At 64.8% G+C, this 21357-nt stretch carries 17 protein-coding genes; 13 read left to right on the top strand and 4 right to left on the bottom strand.

Annotation, left to right across the window (positions count from 1 at the left end; genetic code table 11):
- Positions 1–156: 156 nt before the first annotated feature.
- Complete coding sequence (ilvD, locus tag ACSQ3O_RS18185) at positions 157–1860, bottom strand: dihydroxy-acid dehydratase (protein ID WP_436139948.1); 1704 nt, start codon at positions 1858–1860, stop codon at positions 157–159.
- Positions 1861–2270: 410 nt separating this feature from the next.
- On the opposite strand from ilvD (ACSQ3O_RS18185), the gene ilvD (ACSQ3O_RS18180) reads away from it, so the two are divergent.
- The gene (gene ilvD / locus ACSQ3O_RS18180) at positions 2271–4130 is read left to right on the top strand and encodes a dihydroxy-acid dehydratase (RefSeq protein ID WP_436139947.1); all 1860 of its coding nucleotides are present in this window, start codon (positions 2271–2273) and stop codon (positions 4128–4130) included.
- Positions 4131–4289: 159 nt separating this feature from the next.
- On the opposite strand, the gene bfr is transcribed toward ilvD (ACSQ3O_RS18180), so the two are convergent.
- Positions 4290–4769: a bacterioferritin gene (bfr, locus tag ACSQ3O_RS18175; RefSeq protein WP_436139946.1), complete on the bottom strand. Its 480-nt coding sequence runs from the start codon at positions 4767–4769 to the stop codon at positions 4290–4292.
- 182 nt (positions 4770–4951) lie between these two features.
- Here bfr and lgt point away from each other — a divergent pair, with 182 nt between their 5' ends.
- On the top strand, positions 4952–5779 hold the full coding sequence (gene lgt, locus ACSQ3O_RS18170; protein WP_436139945.1) for a prolipoprotein diacylglyceryl transferase: 828 nt from the start codon (positions 4952–4954) through the stop codon (positions 5777–5779).
- Positions 5780–5967: 188 nt separating this feature from the next.
- Here lgt and ACSQ3O_RS18165 read toward each other — a convergent pair whose 3' ends face one another.
- The gene (locus tag ACSQ3O_RS18165; RefSeq protein ID WP_436139944.1) at positions 5968–6921 is read right to left on the bottom strand and encodes a DMT family transporter; all 954 of its coding nucleotides are present in this window, start codon (positions 6919–6921) and stop codon (positions 5968–5970) included.
- 117 nt (positions 6922–7038) lie between these two features.
- Here ACSQ3O_RS18165 and ACSQ3O_RS18160 point away from each other — a divergent pair, with 117 nt between their 5' ends.
- The 11 genes from ACSQ3O_RS18160 to ACSQ3O_RS18110 all read left to right on the top strand — a co-directional run bounded on the left by ACSQ3O_RS18160 (position 7039) and on the right by ACSQ3O_RS18110 (position 20331).
- Positions 7039–7956 carry a LysR family transcriptional regulator gene (locus ACSQ3O_RS18160; RefSeq protein ID WP_436139943.1) on the top strand — a complete coding sequence of 306 codons (918 nt, stop codon included), beginning with the start codon at positions 7039–7041 and terminating at the stop codon, positions 7954–7956.
- A gap of 374 nt (positions 7957–8330) precedes the next feature.
- Positions 8331–8609 carry a hypothetical protein gene (locus ACSQ3O_RS18155; RefSeq protein ID WP_436139942.1) on the top strand — a complete coding sequence of 93 codons (279 nt, stop codon included), beginning with the start codon at positions 8331–8333 and terminating at the stop codon, positions 8607–8609.
- Between the two features lie 85 nt (positions 8610–8694).
- The gene (istA, locus tag ACSQ3O_RS18150) at positions 8695–10221 is read left to right on the top strand and encodes an IS21 family transposase (protein ID WP_436138811.1); all 1527 of its coding nucleotides are present in this window, start codon (positions 8695–8697) and stop codon (positions 10219–10221) included.
- On the top strand, positions 10211–11014 hold the full coding sequence (gene istB / locus ACSQ3O_RS18145; RefSeq protein ID WP_436138810.1) for an IS21-like element ISThsp10 family helper ATPase IstB: 804 nt from the start codon (positions 10211–10213) through the stop codon (positions 11012–11014). The genes istA (ACSQ3O_RS18150) and istB (ACSQ3O_RS18145) overlap by 11 nt, the downstream gene beginning before the upstream one ends.
- 755 nt (positions 11015–11769) lie before the next feature.
- Complete coding sequence (gene istA, locus ACSQ3O_RS18140; protein ID WP_374258795.1) at positions 11770–13416, top strand: IS21 family transposase; 1647 nt, start codon at positions 11770–11772, stop codon at positions 13414–13416.
- Between the two features lie 5 nt (positions 13417–13421).
- Positions 13422–14186: an IS21-like element helper ATPase IstB gene (istB, locus tag ACSQ3O_RS18135; RefSeq protein ID WP_374258801.1), complete on the top strand. Its 765-nt coding sequence runs from the start codon at positions 13422–13424 to the stop codon at positions 14184–14186.
- Positions 14187–14582: 396 nt separating this feature from the next.
- Positions 14583–15251, top strand: coding sequence for a GntR family transcriptional regulator (locus ACSQ3O_RS18130; protein ID WP_063461815.1), 669 nt, complete (start codon positions 14583–14585; stop codon positions 15249–15251).
- Positions 15251–16735, top strand: a complete 1485-nt coding sequence (locus tag ACSQ3O_RS18125; RefSeq protein WP_298454866.1) for a malonyl-CoA decarboxylase — start codon at positions 15251–15253, stop codon at positions 16733–16735. Before ACSQ3O_RS18130 ends, ACSQ3O_RS18125 begins: the two co-directional genes overlap by 1 nt.
- Before the next feature lie 172 nt (positions 16736–16907).
- Positions 16908–17909 (top strand): Bug family tripartite tricarboxylate transporter substrate binding protein, encoded by a 1002-nt coding sequence (locus tag ACSQ3O_RS18120; RefSeq protein ID WP_137748526.1) that lies wholly within the window; start codon positions 16908–16910, stop codon positions 17907–17909.
- A gap of 8 nt (positions 17910–17917) precedes the next feature.
- Positions 17918–18721 carry an enoyl-CoA hydratase/isomerase family protein gene (locus tag ACSQ3O_RS18115; protein WP_436139941.1) on the top strand — a complete coding sequence of 268 codons (804 nt, stop codon included), beginning with the start codon at positions 17918–17920 and terminating at the stop codon, positions 18719–18721.
- Positions 18722–18777: 56 nt separating this feature from the next.
- Positions 18778–20331 (top strand): malonate--CoA ligase, encoded by a 1554-nt coding sequence (locus tag ACSQ3O_RS18110; protein WP_436139940.1) that lies wholly within the window; start codon positions 18778–18780, stop codon positions 20329–20331.
- Between the two features lie 58 nt (positions 20332–20389).
- Here ACSQ3O_RS18110 and ACSQ3O_RS18105 read toward each other — a convergent pair whose 3' ends face one another.
- Complete coding sequence (locus ACSQ3O_RS18105) at positions 20390–21349, bottom strand: LysR substrate-binding domain-containing protein (protein ID WP_436139939.1); 960 nt, start codon at positions 21347–21349, stop codon at positions 20390–20392.
- Between the last annotated feature and the right edge of the window lie 8 nt (positions 21350–21357).

The raw sequence follows: 21357 nt of genomic DNA, 5'->3' as shown, positions 1-21357 counted from the left end.
GCGGGCTGGCTTCGCCGCCTGTAACAACAACATCAAAAAAAGCGCCCGGAGCCTGAAGCTCCGGGCGCTTTTTCTTTGTGTTTTTAGGGGCGGGCCCGTGCTGCAGGCAGCCGGTGCGCTGCGCAGCAGGGCCGCCAGAACACCCGCTGCTGTCGGTCAGAACGCGTCCAGCACGGCGCCCTTGCTGGCGCTGGAGGCGTTGAACGCAAACTTGGCCTGCACACCCCGCGTGTAGCGCGGCGCAGGCGCTTTCCAGGTGGCGCGGCGTTTTGCGATTTCTTCGTCAGGCACGTTCAGCTCCAGCAGCAGTTGGCGCGCATCGATGGTGATGCTGTCACCTTCGTTGACAAAAGCAATGGTGCCGCCCGCCGCCGCCTCGGGCGCCACGTGGCCCACCACCATGCCCCAGGTGCCGCCCGAGAAGCGGCCATCCGTGATCAGGCCCACGCTCTCGCCCAGGCCGGCGCCGATGAGGGCGCCGGTGGGGGCCAGCATTTCAGGCATGCCGGGGCCACCCTTGGGGCCCAGGTAGCGCAGCACCATCACGTCGCCTGCCTTGATCTTGCCCGCCAGGATGGCTTCGAGTGCCGACTGCTCGTCGTCGAACACGCGGGCGGGGCCGGTGATCACAGGATTCTTCAGACCCGTGATCTTGGCCACGGCGCCTTCGGGGCTCAGGTTGCCCTTCAGGATGGCCAGGTGGCCTTGTGCGTACATGGGGTTGCTGATGGGGCGGATCACGTCCTGGTCGGCGCGCGGCTGGTCAGGCACGTCCTGCAGCACCTCGGCAATCGTCTTGCCCTCGATGGTGAGGCAGTCGCCGTGCAGCAAGCCTGCATTCAGCAAAACTTTCATAACCTGCGGGATGCCGCCTGCGCGGTGCAGGTCCACGGCCAGGTACTTGCCGCTGGGCTTCAAGTCGCACAGCACAGGGGTCTTCACGCGCACGCGCTCGAAGTCGTCGATGCTCCACTCCACGCCCGCCGCATGGGCAATCGCCAGAAAGTGCAGCACCGCGTTGGTCGATCCGCCCGTGGCCATGATCACGGCCACGGCGTTCTCGATGGACTTTTTGGTCACGATGTCGCGCGGCTTGATGTCCTTCTTGATGGCCTCGATCAGCACCTTGGCAGATTCCTTGGCCGAGTTCATCTTCTCGTCGTGCGGGTTGGCCATGGTGGACGAATAGGGCAGGCTGATGCCCAGGGCCTCGAAGGCGCTGCTCATGGTGTTGGCGGTGTACATGCCGCCGCAAGAGCCGGTGCCCGGGATGGCGCGCTTTTCGATCTCCTTGAGGTCGAAGTCGCTGAGCTTGCCCGCCGCGTTTTCGCCCACGGCCTCGAACACGCTCACGATGTTCAGGTCCTTGCCCTGGTAGTGGCCGGGCAGGATGGTGCCGCCGTACACATAGATGGCGGGCACGTTGGCGCGCAGCATGCCCATCAGGCCGCCGGGCATGTTCTTGTCGCAGCCGCCGACCACCAGCACGCCGTCCATCCACTGGCCGCCCACGCAGGTCTCGATGCAGTCGCTGATGACTTCGCGGCTCACCAGGCTGTACTTCATGCCTTCGGTACCCATGGCCATGCCGTCGCTGATGGTGGGGGTGCCGAACACCTGGGCGTTGCCCCCGGCTTCCTCAATGCCCGCGATGGCCGCGTCGGCCAGCTTCTGCAGGCCGCTGTTGCAGGGCGTGATGGTGCTGTGACCATTGGCCACGCCCACCATGGGTTTCACAAAGTCGCCTTCCTCGTAGCCCATGGCGTAGTACATGGAGCGGTTGGGTGCGCGCGACTTGCCCTGGGTGATGTTGGTGCTGCGGCGGTTGATGGGCGCGGAGGGCTTGCTGGAGTCGGTCATCGTGGGGCGTCCTGGTGTCGGGTTGGGGGAGGCTGGAGCGGAATGGATCATTCTGCCAGCGCCGTCGCAGTGCGTGGGGTCTGCCCCCGCAATCCTCAACGCCACGCCCCGGGCGGGCCCGGAGGGCTGGGCGATAATTGACAGGTTTGCCCCCGGCACGGCTCAAGAGGTTGGTTGCACGGGAGCGAGGGGTGCTATTCACGAATCGAGCGGAAAGTGAGCACTGCGGATCGGGATGGGCTGCAAGGCGCAAAGCGCAGCAATAGCCGGTGCTATTGCGAGCATTTGCAACGCTGCAGACCGCCCGAGGCCGCAGATGCACACGGCGCGATGATGCGTGAAGAGCATCCCAAGGGGCCTTTATTCCTGCGGCCCGCTTCCTTTTCAGCGATTTTCCAGAAGCCAGCACGATGCCCATCTACCGTTCCAAAACCTCCACCGCCGGTCGCAACATGGCAGGCGCGCGTTCCCTGTGGCGCGCCACCGGCATGAAAGACGATGACTTCAGCAAGCCGATCATCGCGGTGGTCAATTCGTTCACCCAGTTCGTGCCCGGCCACGTGCACCTGAAGGACCTGGGCCAGCTGGTGGCCCGCGAGATCGAAGCCGCTGGCGGCGTGGCCAAGGAGTTCAACACCATCGCCGTGGACGACGGCATCGCCATGGGCCACGACGGCATGCTGTATTCGCTGCCCAGCCGCGACATCATTGCCGACTCGGTCGAATACATGGTCAACGCGCACTGCGCCGACGCCATGGTCTGCATTTCCAACTGCGACAAGATCACGCCCGGCATGCTGATGGCCGCCATGCGCCTGAACATCCCGGTGATCTTCGTCTCCGGCGGCCCCATGGAAGCGGGCAAGACCCGCCTGGCCAACCCGGTCACCAAGGTCATGGAGTTCAAGAAGCTCGACCTGGTGGACGCGATGGTGATTGCCGCTGACACCAACTACTCCGACGCCGACGTGGCCGAGGTCGAGCGCTCGGCCTGCCCCACTTGCGGTTCGTGCTCGGGCATGTTCACCGCCAACTCCATGAACTGCCTGACCGAGGCGCTGGGCCTGTCGCTGCCCGGCAACGGCACGGTAGTGGCCACCCATGCCGACCGCGAGCAACTGTTCAAGCGCGCAGGCCGCCGCATCGTGGACCTGGCCAAGCAGTACTACGAGCAGGACGACGAACGCGTGCTGCCACGCTCGGTGGGCTTCAAGGCGTTTGAGAACGCCATGACGCTGGACATCGCCATGGGCGGCTCCACCAACACCATCCTGCACCTTCTTGCCATTGCGAGCGAGGCTGAGATCCCCTTCACCATGGCCGACATCGACCGCCTCTCGCGCGTTGTGCCGCAACTGTGCAAGGTGGCGCCCAACACCAACAAGTACCACATCGAAGACGTGCACCGCGCGGGCGGCATCATGGCCATCCTGGGCGAGCTGGACCGTGCAGGCAAGCTGCACACCGATGTGCCCACCGTGCACACCGCTACGCTGAAAGACGCGCTGGACCAGTGGGACATCGTGCGCACGCAGGACGACGCCGTGCGCACCTTCTACATGGCCGGCCCCGCTGGCGTGCCCACGCAGGTGGCGTTCAGCCAGAACACCCGCTGGCCCAGCCTGGACCTGGACCGCGCCGAGGGCTGCATCCGTTCGTACGACCACGCCTTCAGCAAGGAAGGCGGCCTGGCCGTGCTGACCGGCAACATTGCTGTGGACGGCTGCGTGGTCAAGTCGGCAGGTGTGGACGAAAGCATCCTGGTGTTCGAGGGCATGGCCCACGTGACGGAATCGCAGGACGAGGCTGTGGCCAACATCCTGGCCGACAAGGTGAAGGCCGGTGATGTGGTCATCGTGCGCTACGAAGGCCCCAAGGGCGGCCCCGGCATGCAAGAAATGCTGTACCCCACCAGCTACATCAAGTCCAAGGGCCTGGGCAAGGCCTGTGCGCTGCTGACGGACGGGCGCTTTTCGGGTGGTACGTCTGGCCTGTCGATTGGCCACTGCTCACCCGAAGCGGCTGCGGGCGGCGCGATTGGCCTGGTTCAGAACGGCGACCGGATCCGCATCGACATTCCCAACCGCACGATCAATGTGCTGGTGAGCGATGAAGAACTCGCCAAGCGCCGCGAAGCGCAGAACGCCAAGGGCTGGAAGCCCGCGCAGCCACGCCCCCGCAAGGTGTCGGCCGCGCTCAAGGCCTATGCCAAGCTGGTGATGTCGGCCGACAAGGGCGCCGTGCGCGATTTGTCGCTGCTGGACGACTGAGCCCACCAGCATGAAGGTGGGGCGATGCCCCGCCCACAAAAAAGCCGCATCCCGAGGGTGCGGCTTTTTTATTGGGAATGCTTCTATTTTGATAGCATATTCGGCATGCTGGTCGCGCGGAGAGGCCGATTTTCTTTTGATATTTTGGAAACAAATGGCCTACGCGGCCGCGCTGCCCATCTGCGACTGCAGGTAGTTGGGCAGGCCGATCTTGTCGATCAGGCCCAGCTGCTTTTCAAGCCAGTAGGCGTGGTCTTCTTCGGTGTCGCGCAACTGGGCCAGCAGCAGGTCGCGGCTCACGTAGTCGCCCACGCCCTCGCACAGGGCCATGCCTTTTTGCAGTGCCGCACGCACTTCGTATTCGGTGGCCAGGTCTTTCTTCAGCATCTCGGGCACGGTCTCGCCTGGGGTGAAGGGGTTGGGGCGCATGTCGGGGCGGCCGCCCAGGAAGAGGATGCGGCGCAGCAGCGCGTCGGCGTGCTGGGTTTCTTCCTGCATCTCGTGGTCCAGGCGCGTGTAAAGCTTGATGAAGCCCAGGTCCTCATAGGTGCGCGAGTGCACGAAATACTGGTCGCGCGCAGCCAGCTCGCCGCGCAGCAGTTCCTTGAAATAGTCGATGACTTGTGGGTTTCCCTGCATGTTGTTGTCCTTTGCTTCCGGGCGGCGAGTATCGCGCGGACGCGGGTGGGCTGCAGGCAATGTCCCCGCATTTGCGTTCTGCATGCGTACGGGGATCAGAAGCGTTCGCATTGGACGGGGGGTGGCGCAGATTGGGCGCGTGGTGCCCGGGCCATTCGCACGAGGGCACAATACCGCCCACCATGCTGACCTACCCCCACATCGACCCCGTTGCCCTGCAGATCGGCCCGCTGGCCATTCACTGGTACGGCCTCACCTACCTGGCGGCCTTTGGCCTGTTCATGCTGCTGGGCATCCGCCGCCTGCGGCACGAGCCCTTTGCCTCCATCACCGGCCCAAGCGCCTGGATGCGCAAGGACGTGGAGGACATTCTCTTTCTGGGCGTGGCCGGTGTGGTGATTGGCGGGCGGCTGGGCTACTGCCTGTTCTACAAGCCCGGTTACTACCTCAGCCACCCGCTGGAGATTTTTGCGGTGTGGCAGGGCGGCATGGCCTTTCATGGCGGCTTGCTGGGCGTGATCGTGGCCATGCTGTGGTTTGCGCATTCGCGCCAGCGCCCCTGGCTGCAGGTGGCCGATTTTGTGGCGCCCTGCGTGCCCACGGGGCTGGCGGCGGGGCGCGTGGGCAACTTCATCAATGGAGAGCTGTGGGGCCGCTTTGCCAGCCCCGACCTGCCTTGGGGCATGGTGTTTGCGCACAGCGGCTCGATGCAGCCGCGCCACCCGTCGCAGGTCTACCAGTTCCTGATGGAAGGGCTGCTGCTGTTCATCCTGCTGTGGCTGTACGCACGCAAGGAGCGCCGCCCGGGCCAGGTGGCCGCCGCCTTCCTGTTTGGCTATGGCGTGTTCCGCTTCATCGCCGAATATTTCCGCGAGCCCGATGCCTTCCTGGGCATCCTGTCGCTGGGCATGAGCATGGGGCAGTGGCTGTGTGTGCCCATGATTGCGGGCGGCATTGCGCTGTGGCTGTGGGCCCAGCGCCAGCCTGCGTTGGCGCTCGGATCAAGGTGAAATTGGCTGCTACCGCGCGATGGATATGTCCTGGTAGCTATCAAAAATATAGTGATTGAGAGCCGCTGGCACTGCAAGGTGCCAGCGGCTTTTTTGTGGCGCCTGTGGGCTGTGGGTTGCTCCGCCGCACCATGCGCGCCGTCGCCAAGGGGCTGCTGCCCGGTATGGGCGGCAGCAGCATCTCGTCGTTAGCTGGATGCGCTTTCCGCAGCCGTGTGTGCAGATCCCGGGGGCGACGCGCTGCGCCGCGCCATGGTCCACAGCGCTGACCCCACAATCAGCGCGCCCCCCAGCCAGGCCGTGGGGCTGAGCTGCTCGCCCAGCCAGAACACCGCAAACAGCGCGCCAAACGCGGGCTCGCTGCCCATGAGCAGGCCCACGCGGGTGGGCGGGCTGTGGCGCAGGGCCCAGTTTTGCACTACAAACGCAAACACCGTGCAGCCCAGTACCAAGTAAATGCAGGCCAGCCAGAAGGCGCTGGCGTTGCTGAGCGAGGGCAGGGGCGGCAGCGCGCCCGGCAGGGCCAGCGCCAGCAGCAGGCTGCCCAGGCCGATCACGCCCGCCTGCACGGCGGTGAGGGCGAGCACGGGCGCATTGCGGCGGCGCGTGAGCCGGGTGGTCTGGCACACGGTGATGGCGCGCAGCACGGCGGCGGCCAGCATCAGCGCGTCGCCCCAGCCCCAGTCGCCTGAATAGCCGCCGCTGAGCAGCGCAGCCCCCAGCAGCGAAACCGCCGCAAACACAAACATCGCACGGCCGGGCCGCTGGCGCAGCAGCCACCACTCGGCAAACGGGGTGAGCACCACACACAGGCTGATCAAAAAGGCTGCATTGCTGGCCTGCGTGAGCGCCAGGCCAAAGGTTTCGCACAGAAAAATACCCAGCATCAGCGCCCCCAGCGGCAGGCCCGCCGCCAGGGCATCGCGCCGCTCTGGCGCCGGGGCGCGCAGCAGAGCGGGCAGCAGCAGGGCAAAGGTCAGCAAAAAGCGCACCGCCAGAAACCCCAGCACGGGGTAGAACACCAGCGCCCCCTTGGCCACGCCATAACTCGTGCCCCACACCACGGCCACCAGCAACAAGGCCAGGTCAGACAGGCGCGGGGCCAGGGGGGAGGCGGGGGCAAGGGGCAGGGTGGGGTGCATGGGGGTGAAGTGATCTGGGGGGGAGGAGGGGGCTCGTGGCTGTGCTGCAGCGCACTGAAATTATCGATTTGCTCACTCTTGGTGATAATCGAATCTCAAGAACAGCACTTGTGCGCCATGAGCATCAATCAACCCCTCGACAGCCTGCCCGACATGGCGGTGTTCGCGCGTGTGGTGGACGCGGGCAGCTTTTCTGCAGCCGCCCGGCAACTGGGCATCACGCCTTCGGCCGTGAGCCGGCAGGTGGCGCGGCTGGAAGGCTCGCTGCGTGTGCGCCTGCTGGAGCGCACCACCCGCAAGCTCAAGCTCACCGACGCCGGGGCCGCCGCCTACAGCCGCTGCCAGGCCATGGTGTCCGCCGCGCGCGAGGTATGGGCGCTGAGCGACACCCACTCTGCTGCGCCCTCGGGCCTGGTGCGCATGAGCATGCCCAAGGCTGTGGGTCGCCAGCTGGTGCACCCGCTGGTGCTGCCGTTCTTGCACAAGTACCCTGAAGTGGATGTGCAACTGCTCATCACCGACCGCACGGTGGACCTGTTCGAAGAATCCATCGACCTGGCCCTGCGCGTGACCGATAACCCGCCCCCGGGTCTGGCGGGGCGGCCGCTGGCCACTTTGCACCACTGCATCTGCGCCAGCCCCCAGTACCTGGCCGAGCGCGGCCACCCCCAGCACCCGCGTGACCTGGAGCGGCACGCCTGTATCACCCTGGGCGAGGACGAGCGCGACCGGCACTGGCGCTTTGAACGCGCAGGCGAATCTGCCACCGTGGCCGTGCGCGGCCGCTATGTGGCCAACCACAGCGAGGTGCGGCTGGAGGCGGCGCTGAGCCACCTGGGCATCGCCAGCCTGCCGGGCTTTGCCGCGCGTGCGGCGCTGCAGCGGGGCGACCTTGTGGCCGTGCTGCCGGACTGGCAGCACAAGACCTCGTATGCGGGCACGGCCTGGCTGCTCTACCCACCCAATCGGTTTTTGCCTGCCAAGCTGCGGGTGTGGATTGACCACCTGGTGGTGGGGTTTGCGGGGGTGGAGTAGGTGTTTGAGTTGGGGTGGTGGCTGTCAGGGCGTTTGGACTCCGACCGAGAGGGTCTTGTGCGCGCTTCAGTGTAGGGATCAAGCTGCCAAGCGCAGCAATAGGCGTCGAGATTGGGCGCTATAGTGCCCCTAAAAGATTCGACCGCCAGCATCGGTCAGCAATTGTTTGGCACGCAATCAAAAGGGACAATGGGCCGTTCAACCCGTTGCCTCCATAGGGCTGGTTGGGCAAAAAAGGGCTTGTTTGTTACGTCTGCAAGATATTCTGCGGTCGGTAGGAGTCAGCCTTCTTGCTTCATGAAACGAATGCGGCCTACACCTTCAGCCTAGGTGGCGCCAAGCCGGGCTGAGTCTCTCATCTTATGCAGAAATTTATGAAAAAGTATCCGATCGGCAGTGTGGCAATAGGAGTTCTCCAGGTGGCTGACGCCTTCGTTTTGTTTTTAAACGGGGGGGCGGCTACCAACACCACACTCACTTTTGCCTCGTTCGAGTTTCTTTGGGCCTTAATTTCGCTGGTTGTCTTAATTCGTGTCAAACAACGTGCCACCCGTGTTTTGGCTTCAGTCTTTTTTGCCTACAACGCATCAGGCTGGCTCCTCGCTTTTTTCCTTGGTGCTGGAAGCGAATTGTTGATTTCCACGCAGAAGTGACCCACTAACCCCCGGGATTTCCATCCAAACCTGACCCACGTACTAACCCTAACCTGCTGCTTTGTTGAGCAGCAGGAGACCAGGAGTGATAGACGTGGCAACACTGAGTGTCATCAGGCGCTGGGCCCTGCGAGAGCAGCTGTCCATCAGGGAGATCGCCCGCCGCACGGGCCTCTCGCGCAACACCATCCGCAAGTACCTGCGCGCCGGCGAGGCCGAGCCGCACTATGCCAAGCGGGTCAGTCCATCCAAGCTCGATCCCTTCGCCTTGAAGCTCGCCGGCTGGCTCAAGACGGAAGCGGGCCGGTCCCGCAAGCAGCGGCGCACCGTCAAGCAGATGTACGCCGATCTGCGGGGCCTGGGCTATACCGGCTCCTACAACCGCGTAGCGGCCTTTGCCCGCCTCTGGCACGAGCAGCGCCTTGTGGCCCAGCAGACCACCGGCCGCGGCACCTTCGTTCCCCTGGCCTTCGGTCCGGGTGAGGCTTTCCAGTTCGACTGGAGCGAGGACTGGGCTGTTCTCGCCGGCGTGCGCACCAAGCTGCAGGTGGCTCACTTCAAACTCAGTCACAGCCGGGCGTTCTACCTGCGTGCCTATCTTCTGCAGACGCACGAGATGCTGTTCGATGCCCACAACCATGCGTTCGTCGTGCTGGGCGGTGTGCCCCGCCGAGGCATCTACGACAACATGCGCACCGCCGTAGACCGCGTGCGCCGGGGCAAGGAGAGAGATGTCAACGCACGCTTTGCTGCCATGGTCAGTCACTTCCTGTTCGAGGCAGAGTTCTGCAACCCGGCTTCGGGCTGGGAGAAGGGCCAGGTAGAGAAGAACGTGCGCGACGCCCGCCATCGCCTGTGGCAGGTGGTGCCGCCATTCCCGAGCCTGCCCGATCTCAATGCCTGGCTTGAGGAGCGCTGCGTGGCGCTGTGGCACGAGATCGAGCACGGCAAGCTGCCGGGCACCGTCGCGGATGTCTGGGCCGAGGAGCGGGCAGCCTTGATGCCTGTGCCAAGGCTCTTCGATGGCTTTGTGGAGCACACCAAGCGCGTCTCGCCCACCTGCCTGGTCCACTTCGAGCGCAATCGCTACAGCGTGCCGGCACCGTATGCCAATCGGCCGGTGAGCCTGCGGGTCTACGCGGATCGCCTGGTGGTCGCCGCCGAAGGCCAGATCGTGTGCGAGCACCAGCGTCTGATCGAGCGTAACCACCATGGTGCGGGACAGACCGTGTACGACTGGCGCCACTACTTGGCGGTGCTGCAGCGCAAACCAGGAGCTTTGCGCAACGGCGCTCCGTTCCTAGAACTGCCAGCGGCCTTCAAGCGACTGCACGCCACCTTGCTCAAGCAACCCGGCGGCGACCGGGAGATGGTGGAGGTTCTGGCTCTGGTGCTGCACCACGATGAACAAGCTGTGCTCGCTGCAGTGGAGTTGGCACTGGAGTCAGGGGCTGCCAGCAAGACCCACATCCTGAACGTGCTCCACCGCCTGCTGGACGGTAAGCCCGCCCCAGCACCGGTCACCTCGCCCCAGGCCCTCAAGCTGTCTGTGGAACCCCAGGCCAACGTGCTGCGCTATGACCAATTGAGGGAGGTGCGCTATGCGTCATGACCCTGCCATCGCTTCCATCGTGATCATGCTGCGCGAGCTCAAGATGCACGGCATGGCCCAGGCGGTTGCGGAACTGGCTGAGCAAGGTGCGCCGGCCTTCGAGGCAGCACAGCCCATCCTGTCCCAACTGCTCAAGGCTGAGACCGCCGAGCGGGAGGTGCGCTCGGTTGCTTACCAATTGAAGGTGGCCAGGTTCCCCGCGTACCGGGACCTGGCAGGCTTCGACTTCGGCCACAGTGAGGTGAACGAGGCACTGGTGCACCAGTTGCACCGGTGTGAGTTCCTGGAGGATGCCAACAACGTGGTGCTGGTGGGCGGGCCGGGCACAGGCAAGACCCACATTGCCACAGCCCTCGGAGTGCAAGCCATTGAACACCATCACCGAAGGGTGCGGTTCTTCTCCACGGTAGAGTTGGTCAATGCGCTGGAAGAAGAGAAGGCCCAAGGCAAGACAGGGCAGATGGCCCACCGGCTTGCATATGTGGATCTGGTGATTCTGGACGAGTTGGGCTACCTGCCGTTCAGTGCATCAGGAGGCGCCTTGCTGTTCCACCTGCTGTCCAAACTCTACGAGCGCACCAGCGTCGTGATCACCACCAACCTGAGCTTCAGCGAATGGGCCAGTGTGTTCGGGGATGCCAAGATGACCACGGCATTGCTGGACCGGCTCACGCATCACTGCCATATTCTTGAGACCGGCAATGACAGCTACCGGTTCAAGAATAGCTCCGCACAGCAACCACCACAGACCACCAAGAAGGAGAAGGCGACCAAGAACTTATCCACAACGTGAGCGCAAAGCTCACGAACCAGGGTGGGTCAAGATTCGATGGAAATGGTGGGTCAGCTTTGCGTGGAAATCAACAAGCGAATCATTCACCGTCCCGGTCTGGGCTGTCGTATTTGGCGGTGTATTTGGCTGCATGTACGCAGCAAGCGCACTTTATGTAGCTAGGCAGCCCGCTATCGCGGTGGACTCAAGGGTACGGGCTCCGCTCTCGTCTCAATTGGAGCGTTGAGTGACTGCGTGTGACCGAGGCCAACGGCTGTTCTTGGTCGATGGTCCCCGCGCAAAAGAGGATATCCACCGCAGTGTTCATGGTGCTGGACTGACTGGTCAGCTTGCCGGAAGATGACTCATAGCTCACCGGGTCGCACGGACGAGGCAAAGTGAGGCATATGTCACGCTTCTTCACCTGCGATCTGGGTCGCCTGGCAATTGCGCCCATACCATTCGGATGCCGTTAATTCTGACGGTTCGATCCCACGAAGCATCGAGATATGCAAGATTTAGCCCGCCCAGTGCGGGCTATTTTTTTGCGCAGAGTTGGTTGATGCAGGCCGGGAGCTGACTGACGCGCGATCAGAGGGGGCCACCCCAGTGGACCGGAGCCCCGGCGGCCACCCAAACTGCCCCACTTATGGCCACCCAAACTGCTCCACCTGGCCGGGGTGAGTTGACCCATTGATTTCGGTGAGTCAGGCGCCTCAGCTCTGACGTGCAGGACGTAACTTCCACCCCCTTGATCACAAGGGGGGATTCACGAGGTGAACGTCTTGAAGCCACATCTACAAACCACGATCTGGACGCTCCTGCGCGCGGGTAACACCCAGCGCGAGATTGAGCGCCGCACCGGCATCTCCCGCCACACCATCCGCGCCTGGGCTAAGCGCTTTGAGGCCCAGGGCGATCCGCCGCCCCCGTCGCCTGACGATTCAAACTGCCCCGGGGTGGCCACCGACCTGGTTGTGCCCCTGGCCAGCCAAACTGCTCCACCCCGGCCACCGGCTTTACTGCTGGCGCCTGCGCCGGCGGCCACCTCGCTGTGTGAGCCCCACCGCGCCTTCATCGAAGCTCAGTTGCGCTTGGGCCGCAATGCCACGGCCATCTACCAGGACCTGGTCGATGCCCACGGCTTTGCTGCACGCTACAACTCCGTCAAACGCTTCGTGGCGCGCATCCGGGTGCGTGAGCCTGAGCAGTTCGACCGCCTGAGCTTCCTGCCCGGCGAGGAGATGCAGGTGGACTTCGGCGAAGGCGCGCCCACCCGCGTGCCCGGCACCGACCGCTGGCGCAAGCCACGCCTGTTCGTGGCCACGCTTCGGTATTCGCGCCGCAGTTTCCGCCGCGTGGTCTGGAATTCTGGCCAACAGGTCTGGGCCGAACTGCACGAACAAGCCTGGCGCTACTTTGGCGGCTCGTGCCGATACGTGGTCCTGGACAACCTCAAGGAAGGCGTGCTCAAGCCCGACCTGTACGAGCCCGAGCTCAACCCCGTGTACGCCGCCACCCTGGCACACTACGAGGTCGTGGCCGACCCGGCGCGGGTACGTGACCCCAACCGCAAGGGCAGTGTCGAGAATGCCATTGGTCACACTCAGGCCACGGCACTCAAGGGCAAGCGCTTCGAGACCATTGAAGAACAGAACACCTACCTGGAGCACTGGGAGACCAAGTGGGCGGCCTCTCGCATCCACGGCTCAGAGCGCCGCCAGGTACAGGCCATGTTCGAAGAAGAGCGGCCCCACCTGCAGCCCTTGCCCACGCTGCCCATGGCGTACTTCCGTGACGAGCAGCGCACCGTGTGCGACGACGGCTGCGTGCGCGTGGCCCATTGCAGCTACGCCGCGCGGCCGGCGCACATTGGCACCAAGGTGCTGGTGCGCATCTTCGAGCGCCGCCTGGAGATTCGCGACCTACAGACCCAGGCCCTGCTGCGCACGCACACCTTGGCCGAGCGGCCAGGCACCGTGGTGCTGCCCATGGACGAGCGCGTCTTCAACCCCTCCCGCGAGACCCTCCACATCCTCAAGCAGGCCGATGCCATCGGCGTGGACGCCGCCCGGCTGTGCCAGATGCTGTTTGCCATCGAAGGCCGTGTGGGCCAGCGCAAGCTGTGGGGCATCGTGCACCTGGCCGACCGCTATCCACGCCAGATGGTCAACACCGCCTGTGCCCAGGCCATCGACGACGGTGTGCACAGCTACCGCCACGTCAAGGCCATCACCGAACGCCTGGTGGCGCAGGCTCTGGCCCAACTCGATGCCGCCCCGACAGCGACGCAGGCCGCACCCGCGAGCACCACGCAAACGCACGACCTCATCCGCAACCCACAGGAGTACGGCGAACTCTTCGCCATGGCCACAGCGGCCACGACACCCGCCATCACACCTCAAGGAGATTTCTTCGCATGACCGCCATGACCCCCCACGACATCGAGGCCACCCTGCGCAAGCTGCGCCTGTCAGGCATGGCTGAGACCCTGCAGACGCGCCTGATGCAGGCCCAGGCCGCTCAGGAGCCCTTTCTGGATACGCTCTCAGCCTTGCTGCAAGACGAACTCGACCGACGCCACAGCAGGCTGATGGCACGTCGCTTCAAGCTCTCCGGCCTGGATGAGAAGCCCTCCCTGGCCGACTTCGACTGGCGCTTCAACCCAAAGCTGCCGCGCGCAGCCTGCTTCGAGTTGCACACCTTGAAGTTCCTCAGCGAAGGCGCCAACGCCCTGATCGTAGGCAAGCCCGGCACCGGCAAGAGCCACATCGCCAAGGCCGTGGCCTACCAAGCCACCTTGCTCGGTCATGACGTGTCCTACATCGAAGCTGACAGCGAGTTCGCTCGCTATGCGCTGGCCGACGCCGACGAGCGCGCCAGTCTGCTCAAGGGCTGGGTGGCGGCCGACTTGCTGGTGCTCGATGACCTGTTCCTGGCAAGGCGCATCAGCGAGCATGCCGCCGAGTTGCTGCAGGCCCTGGTCCACCAGCGTTACAAGCTGCGCCGCTCCATCGTCATCACCTCCAACCGCGTCGTGCAGGACTGGGGTCGCTACCTGGGCGACGCGACCATGGCCACCACCATCCTCGATCGCCTCATGCACCGCTGCGCCATGCTGGAGTTCGAGGGCAAGAGCTACAGGCTCAAAGAGGCTGCTGCACGCCTGATCATCACCTCAGACCCCGCATAATCACCCCGTCCTGCCTGGAGCAGTTTGACTGGCCAACAGTGGAGCAGTTTGGGGTGGCCATCGGGGACCGGAGCGCGGTGGCGGCTTTTTTGGAGGCCTTTTGGCACCGCCCAGCCAGCGCCCCACGTTGCTCAGCCGCCGCAATCCCCCACTTTTGTGTAACCGAACCCTTCAACTCGCATTTTTTCGCTTGTTATTTTGCGTAATTATGAGAAATTACGTACATGGCGAGGCAATGCACCCGGTAGCCAGCTTTTAGTGGTGTGTTGCGAGCAGTAAAGGCGGGGCCGGTCGTTGATTGTTCGCGGCGGCTCCTTCCGATCTGCGCGCGCCGTGGCAATCAAGCGATCAAAAAAAGTACCCCAGTGGGTCGATGACCCTGGAGCTCTGCCCACCATGCGTCCCGTTCCGAATTCACTGCACGACGAAGTCGCCTCGCGGCTGCGGGACCAGATTTTTGCGGGCGACCTGCGGCCCGGCAGCTTTTTGGACGAGGCAGCGCTGTGTGAGCGGCTCGAAATCTCGCGCACGCCGCTGCGCGAGGCGCTCAAGGTGCTGGTGGCCGAGGGCCTGTTGCGCCACGAGCCGCGCCGGGGCTGTTTTGTGGCCGAGATCACCGACAAGGACCTGGACGACCTGTTCCCTGTAATTGCGCTGCTGGAGGGCCGCGCGGCACATGAGGCCACGCACAAGGCGAGCGGGGCCGACGTGGCGGCGCTGGAGCTGCTGCACCAGCGGCTGCAGCAGTGCGCGGCCGAAGGGCGCATCACCGATTACTACGAGGCCAACTACGCCATCCACGAGGCCTTCATCACGCTGGCCGACAACCGCTGGCTGGCTCAGGTGATTGGCGACCTGCGCAAGATCCTGCGTCTGGCGCGCCACCAGACGCTGCATGCCCCGGGCCGCCTGCAGCAAAGCCTGGCCGAGCACCTGGCTGTGTTTGCCGCCCTCAAGGCGCGCGACAGCGAAGCCGCCGAAGAGGCCATGCGCACCCATCTCTTGCGCCAGCGCGATGCGCTGCGCGACATCGCCCGCAATCAGCAATCGAGGTTGACACCATGATGAACAGCACCCCCGAATGGATCACCCGCAGCGTGTCACGCCTGCGCACCAGCGCCCCTGCCGCCGACAAGGGCGGTGACAAGCTGGCCAAGGCTGCCCTCGACAAATCCGTGACCGACGTGGTGGCCAAGGTGGCTGTGCCACGCTCCACCCACGAGCGGCTGCAGGCCACCTTGCGGCGGGGGAGCGAGGCACTGTCGCCCCGCGCGCTGCGCCGCCTGTTGGCCGACCTGCAGGAGGTGGTGGCCCCGCAGGTGAGCGAGATCGAAGGCGGGCGCCGCGCCCAGGCCGTGGCCGAGTGGTATGCCAAGGCCGAGCCCGAGGAGCGGCGCGACATGTGGCTGCTGATGTGTGAGCAGTTCGCACCCGATGCCACGCGCTTCAAGTCGGCCCGCCAGCGCTACGAGGCCGCAGCGGGCACGGCCGAAGAGGGGCAGGCCGAGATCAGCCTGCGCCGCGCGCTGGTGTCGCCGCGCACGCGGCTGCTGCAGCGGTTCTCTGTCTTCCCCGAAGGCATGCGTTTTCTGGTGGACCTGCGCGCCGAGATTCTGCCCCTGCTCAAGGCCGACAAGCGCCTGCTGCCGCTCGATGCCGAGCTGGAGCACCTGTTCTCGACCTGGTTCGACGTGGCTTTTCTGGAGCTCAAGCGCCTGTCGTGGGACTCGCCCGCTTCGCTGCTCGAAAAGCTCATCAAGTACGAGGCCGTGCACGACATCCGCAGCTGGGCCGACCTGAAGAACCGCCTGGACAGTGATCGCCGCTGCTACGGCTTCTTCCACCCCCGCCTGCCGGGCGAACCGCTGATTTTTGTGGAGGTGGCGCTGCTCGACAAGATCTCGTCCAGCATCACGCCGCTGCTCGATGAAGCCGCCGCGCCCGCCGACATTACCCGCGCCACCACGGCCATCTTCTATTCGATCAGCAACACACAGACGGGCCTGCGCGGCGTGAGTTTTGGCGACTCGCTCATCAAGCACGTGGTGGAGACGCTCACGGCCGAGTTTCCGCGCCTGCGCACCTTCGCCACGCTGTCGCCCATTCCGGGCTTCCGCGCCTGGCTGGGCAAGCATGCGGGTGCGATGCTGGAGCGCCTGGACGACAAGCGCCGCACCGAGCTGGGCCGCGCCGTGGGCTTTGAACCGCCGCAAGCCACCCACCTGCTGGGTGCCATCGACAAGGCGCTGGAGCTGGACGCCAAATCGCCCGTGCGGCAGATGCTGCTGGAGTGCGCGGCGTACTATCTGGGCCGCGAAATGCAGGAGGGCAAACCGGTGGACCCCGTGGCCCGTTTCCACCTGGGCAACGGTGCGCGGGTAGAACGCCTGAACTGGGCGGGCGACCCTTCGTCCAAGGGGCAAAAACAGTCGTACGGGCTGATGGTGAACTACCTGTATGACCTCAAGCGCATCGACAAGCACCGCAGCCTGCTGGCGCAGGGCAAGGTGCCGGTGTCGGGCGACATCGACAGCCTGTGCCGCGACTGATGTTGTGACGGGCAGGTGTGCAGGTGGACCGAAGAAAAAAACTGAAGAACGCAAGGACTGGCTGATCGATTGATCGATGTGTCGATGGATTGGTTGGATGTGACGGGGTGCACCGCAAGGTGCCCGGCCCGCGCTACTGAAGGTGATTTTTACAACGACAGGAGACAAGCGAATGAATAGGAACCCATCGCGAATTCAACGCCGGGATGTGCTGCTGGGCGCGGCGGCTGCGGGCCTTGGCCTGGCCAGTGGCAGCAGCTGGGCGCAGGCCTCGGCCTGGCCCGCCAAGCCGGTGAACCTGGTGGTGCCGTTTCCGGCTGGGGGCGGCACCGATACGTTTGCACGCCCGCTGGCGGCGCAGTTTGCCAAGACCACCGGCAAGACGCTGGTGATCGACAACCGTGGCGGTGCGGGTGGCAACGTGGGCGCCAGTTTTGCCGCCAAGGCGCCGGGCGACGGGTACACGCTGTTCATGGGCGGCGCACACCATGTGATTGCGCCCTCGGTCTATCCCAAGCTCGACTACGATCTGGAGAAGGACTTCATTCCGTTGGCCCTGCTGGCCAGCGTGCCCCAGGTGCTGGTGGTCAATCCCAAGAACATGCCGGTCAAGGACTTCCGCGAATTTCTGGCCCTGGTGCGTGCCAACCCCGCCAAGTTCAACTATGGCTCGGCGGGCTCGGGCAGCTCGCACCACCTGGCGGGCGAGCTGTTCAAGATCCAGTCCAAGACCTTCATCACCCACATCCCTTACCGGGGGGCGGGCCCGGCGCTGGCAGACCTGGTGGGCGGGCAGGTGGACATGATGTTTGACGGCCTGGGTTCGTCCGCCGGGCACATCAAGGGCGGACGCATCAAGGCCCTGATGGTGGCGGGTGCCAAGCGTAATCCGGCCTTCCCCGACGTGCCTTGCGCCGCCGAAGTGGGCTTGCCCGACTACACGGTCACCACCTGGTATGGCCTGTGGACACCCAAAGGCACACCCGCCGATGTGCAGGCGCGCATCGTCGAGGAGGTGCGCAAGCTCGGCCAGTCGGAAGAAATCAAGACTAGCTGGGCCGGCAATGGCGCCGAGTTCGGCACGCTGAGCCCGCAGGACTTCGGCAAGATGGTCAGTGGCGAGGTCAAACGCTGGGCGCAGGTGGTGAAGGCCGCCGACGTCAAGCTGGACTGAGGGGCACCATGCCAGGTGATGTCACGGCCCGCCAGGGCGAGGGGGGCGTGGTGCGGGTCGTGCTGCGTCACGAGGGGCGGCTCAATGCCATGTCGCGCGCCATGTGGCGCGAGTTGCGTGCGGTGTTCGAGGGCATTCAGCGCGACCCGAATGCCCGCTGCGTGCTCATTGAGGGCGACGGCGGCGCGTTCTGCGCGGGCGGGGATATCTCTGAATACCCCGCCTTCCGCTTCGACGCCGCTGCCTTGCGTGATTTCCATGAAAACGACGTGTGGGGCGGGCTGAACGCCATGCTGGCCTGTGACGTTCCCATCGTGGCCCGCATCAGCGGGGCCTGCATGGGCGCGGGGGTCGAGATTGCGAGCTGCTGCGACATCCGCATCGCGGGCAGCACCGCCCGATTCGGCGCGCCCATCGCCAAGCTTGGCTTTCCGATGGCCCCGCGCGAGGCGCAACTGGTGGCGGGCGCGGTGGGCGAGGTGGTGGCACGCCAGATGCTGCTGGAGGCCGCCACCTTCAGCGCGGCCGACATGCTGGCGCGCGGTTTTTTGAACCGGGTGGTGGCCGACGACATGGCGGCCACCGACGCCCTGGGCAGCGCACAGCGGGTGGCGGCGCTGGCCCCCCAGGCCGCGCGTTTGAACAAACAGACATTGAGGGCATTAAAAACGCCTTCTGCGCTCGACAGTAAAGAGTTTTCAGCTATAGAAAACATAGTAAGCGGTGCGCCCGACCCCTACGGCTATGCGAACAGCGCCGAGCACCGCGAGGGCATCACTGCCTTTCTGGACAAGCGTCCGCCGGTGTTTTGACCGCTGCGGCCCCGCTTCCCGTCTTCTTCCTTGTCAAAAAAAGCAAAGCCCAAGCCATGAGCCAACACAACCTCTTCAGCGCCTTGCGCGCTGCCTTCCCTGCCGACCTGTCGAGCACCGCTGTGGAGACAACGGCGGCCGATGGCACGCCGCTGTTCTACACCTGGGGCGACCTGGACCGTGCGAGCGCCCGCATGGCCAACCTGCTGGCGTCGCTGAAGCTGCCCGCAGGCAGTCGCGTGGCCGTGCAGGTCGAAAAATCGGTCGAAGCGATGGTGCTGTACCTGGCCACGCTGCGCGCGGGCTATGTGTTCCTGCCGCTCAACACCGCCTACCAGAGCGCCGAGATCGAATACTTCATCGGCAACGCCGAGCCCGCCGTGGTGGTCTGCACGCCCGGCAACTTCGGCTGGGTGAGCAAGATCGCCTTCACCCAGGGCACGGGCCATGTGTTCACGCTGGGCGACGACCGCACGGGCAGCCTGCTGGAGCGCGCAGCGCACCACAGCGAGGTACACCAGCCGATGAACAAGTCGGCCGACGACCTGGCCGCCATCCTCTACACCAGCGGCACCACCGGCCGCAGCAAGGGCGCGATGCTCACGCATGGCAACCTGCTGAGCAATGCCGTGACCTTGAAGGACTACTGGGGCTGGAAGGATGGCGATGTGCTGATCCACGCACTGCCCATCTTCCACGTGCATGGCCTGTTCGTGGCCATCCACGGCGCGCTCATCAACGGCAGCAAGATGATCTGGTTCGCCAAGTTCGACCCCAAGGCCGTGCTGGCCGCCATGCCGCGCGCCACCGTGTTCATGGGCGTGCCCACGCTGTATGTGCGCCTGCTGGCCGAGCCGGGCCTGACCAAGGATGCCGCCAAGAACATGCGCCTGTTCATCGCAGGGTCGGCCCCGCTGCTGATCGAGACCTTTACCGAATGGCAGCAGCGCACAGGCCACACCATCCTGGAGCGCTACGGCATGAGCGAAACCATCATGCTCACCAGCAACCCCTATGCGGCCGATGCACGCCACGGCGGCCAGAGCGAGCGGCGCGGCGCCACGGTGGGCTTCCCGCTGCCCGGCGTGGGCCTGCGCGTGGTGGACGATGCCAACAAGCCGCTGCCCGTGGGCGAGATCGGCAGCATCCAGGTGAAGGGCCCCAACGTGTTCAAGGGCTACTGGCGCATGCCCGAAAAGACCGCCGAAGAATTCACGGCCGACGGCTGGTTCAAAACCGGTGATGTGGGCAAAGTGGACCAGCGCGACTACGTGAGCATCGTGGGCCGCAGCAAGGACCTGATCATCAGCGGCGGCTACAACGTCTACCCGGCCGAGATCGAGGGCTACATCAATGAGATGCCCGGCGTGGCCGAAAGCGCCCTGGTGGGCGTGCCCCACCCCGACTTTGGCGAAGTGGGCGTGGCCGTGGTGATTGCCAAGCCCGGTGCGCAGCTCAACCCCGATGCCATCGTGGCGCAGCTCAAGTCGCAGCTGGCCAACTTCAAGATTCCCAAGAAGTGTTTTGTGGTGCCCGAGCTGCCGCGCAACACGATGGGGAAGGTGCAGAAGAATTTGCTGCGTGAGCAGCACAAGGCGCTGTTTGCCTGAAGCGGGCCCGCGGGTGTGGCGCCCTGCGCTGGCTGCGCGGGGCCACCCATACCCTGATCTAACCCGTCGTTGAGGCTTGGGGGCTGCAGAAAATGCAGGGGGTTGCGGCTGGCGCTGCGGCGCCCTCGGCATGGTTGCAGCAATGCTCCAGCCACCCGGCTACCAGCCGGTACACCGACAGGTTGGTGCGCGCGGTAGGCGCGCACAGGTAGTAGCCCAGCGGACTGTCAAAGCGGTCTTTCAGGGGCTCCACCAGCGTGCCCGCCGCCAGTTCGTCCTCCACCAGGCAGGTGGGCACGATGCCTACGCCAAAGCCTGAGACGGCGGCGCGGATGATCAGCGAGTACAGATTGAAGCCCGGGCCGAACCGGCTGGCGCTGGTGTCCAGGCCGTTGGCTTCCATCCAGTCCTGCCACGCCAGGGGTACTTCGATGTGCTGCAGCAGCGTGGCACGCATCAGGTCCTGCGGCGTGCGCAGGGGCAGGGTGGCCTGCAGCTGCGGGCTGCACACGATGCTGGTCTCCTTGCCTATCAGGTAGCGCGCATTGGCGCTGGGCCAGTTGCCGTAGCCGTACTGGATGGCCGCGTCGAATTCATGCGGTGTCGCAAAGTCGTGTGCGTGCTGGTAGCGCACAAAGTTCAGCGACACCTGCGGCAGGGTGCGCTTGAAGTGCCCCAGGCGGGGAAACAGCCACTGCGCAGCAAACGTGGGCGGCACCGAGAGGTTGAGCGAGCCGCCATCGCCCCCGTACGACATGAGTTGCGCCGTGGCCGATTCCAGCGCGGCCATGGCGGGGCGGGTGGCATTGAGGTAGGTGGCGCCTGCCTCGGTCAGCTCCAGCCCCGTGGCCTTGCGGATGAACAGCTTCTGGCCCAGGTAGTCCTCCAGCGCCGCAATGTGGCGGCTGATGGCGCTTTGCGTCACGCACAACTCGCGCGCGGCCATGGTGAAGGCCTGGTGCTTGGCGGCGGAGTGAAAGGCGTTCAGCTCGGAGATGGTGGGACACAGGCGGCGCATGGATGTGG

Source organism: Acidovorax sp. LjRoot74 (assembly GCF_964254355.1).
In the GTDB taxonomy this organism is placed as follows: Bacteria; Pseudomonadota; Gammaproteobacteria; order Burkholderiales; family Burkholderiaceae_C; genus Acidovorax.
The sequence above is the reverse complement of the archived record's forward strand: the minus strand, read 5'-3'. Positions and strand labels throughout refer to the sequence as shown.

Coding starts and splice junctions, on each gene's coding strand:
- ACSQ3O_RS18155 (WP_436139942.1), top strand. CDS start 8,331: ATGAAAAAGTATCCGATCGGCAGTGTGGCAATAGGAGTTCTCCAGGTG.
- ACSQ3O_RS18160 (WP_436139943.1), top strand. CDS start 7,039: ATGAGCATCAATCAACCCCTCGACAGCCTGCCCGACATGGCGGTGTTC.
- ACSQ3O_RS18105 (WP_436139939.1), bottom strand. CDS start 21,349: ATGCGCCGCCTGTGTCCCACCATCTCCGAGCTGAACGCCTTTCACTCC.
- ilvD (WP_436139947.1), top strand. CDS start 2,271: ATGCCCATCTACCGTTCCAAAACCTCCACCGCCGGTCGCAACATGGCA.
- ACSQ3O_RS18125 (WP_298454866.1), top strand. CDS start 15,251: ATGAACAGCACCCCCGAATGGATCACCCGCAGCGTGTCACGCCTGCGC.
- lgt (WP_436139945.1), top strand. CDS start 4,952: ATGCTGACCTACCCCCACATCGACCCCGTTGCCCTGCAGATCGGCCCG.
- istB (WP_436138810.1), top strand. CDS start 10,211: ATGCGTCATGACCCTGCCATCGCTTCCATCGTGATCATGCTGCGCGAG.
- ACSQ3O_RS18120 (WP_137748526.1), top strand. CDS start 16,908: ATGAATAGGAACCCATCGCGAATTCAACGCCGGGATGTGCTGCTGGGC.
- ACSQ3O_RS18130 (WP_063461815.1), top strand. CDS start 14,583: ATGCGTCCCGTTCCGAATTCACTGCACGACGAAGTCGCCTCGCGGCTG.
- ACSQ3O_RS18115 (WP_436139941.1), top strand. CDS start 17,918: ATGCCAGGTGATGTCACGGCCCGCCAGGGCGAGGGGGGCGTGGTGCGG.
- istB (WP_374258801.1), top strand. CDS start 13,422: ATGACCCCCCACGACATCGAGGCCACCCTGCGCAAGCTGCGCCTGTCA.
- bfr (WP_436139946.1), bottom strand. CDS start 4,769: ATGCAGGGAAACCCACAAGTCATCGACTATTTCAAGGAACTGCTGCGC.
- ACSQ3O_RS18165 (WP_436139944.1), bottom strand. CDS start 6,921: ATGCACCCCACCCTGCCCCTTGCCCCCGCCTCCCCCCTGGCCCCGCGC.
- ACSQ3O_RS18110 (WP_436139940.1), top strand. CDS start 18,778: ATGAGCCAACACAACCTCTTCAGCGCCTTGCGCGCTGCCTTCCCTGCC.
- ilvD (WP_436139948.1), bottom strand. CDS start 1,860: ATGACCGACTCCAGCAAGCCCTCCGCGCCCATCAACCGCCGCAGCACC.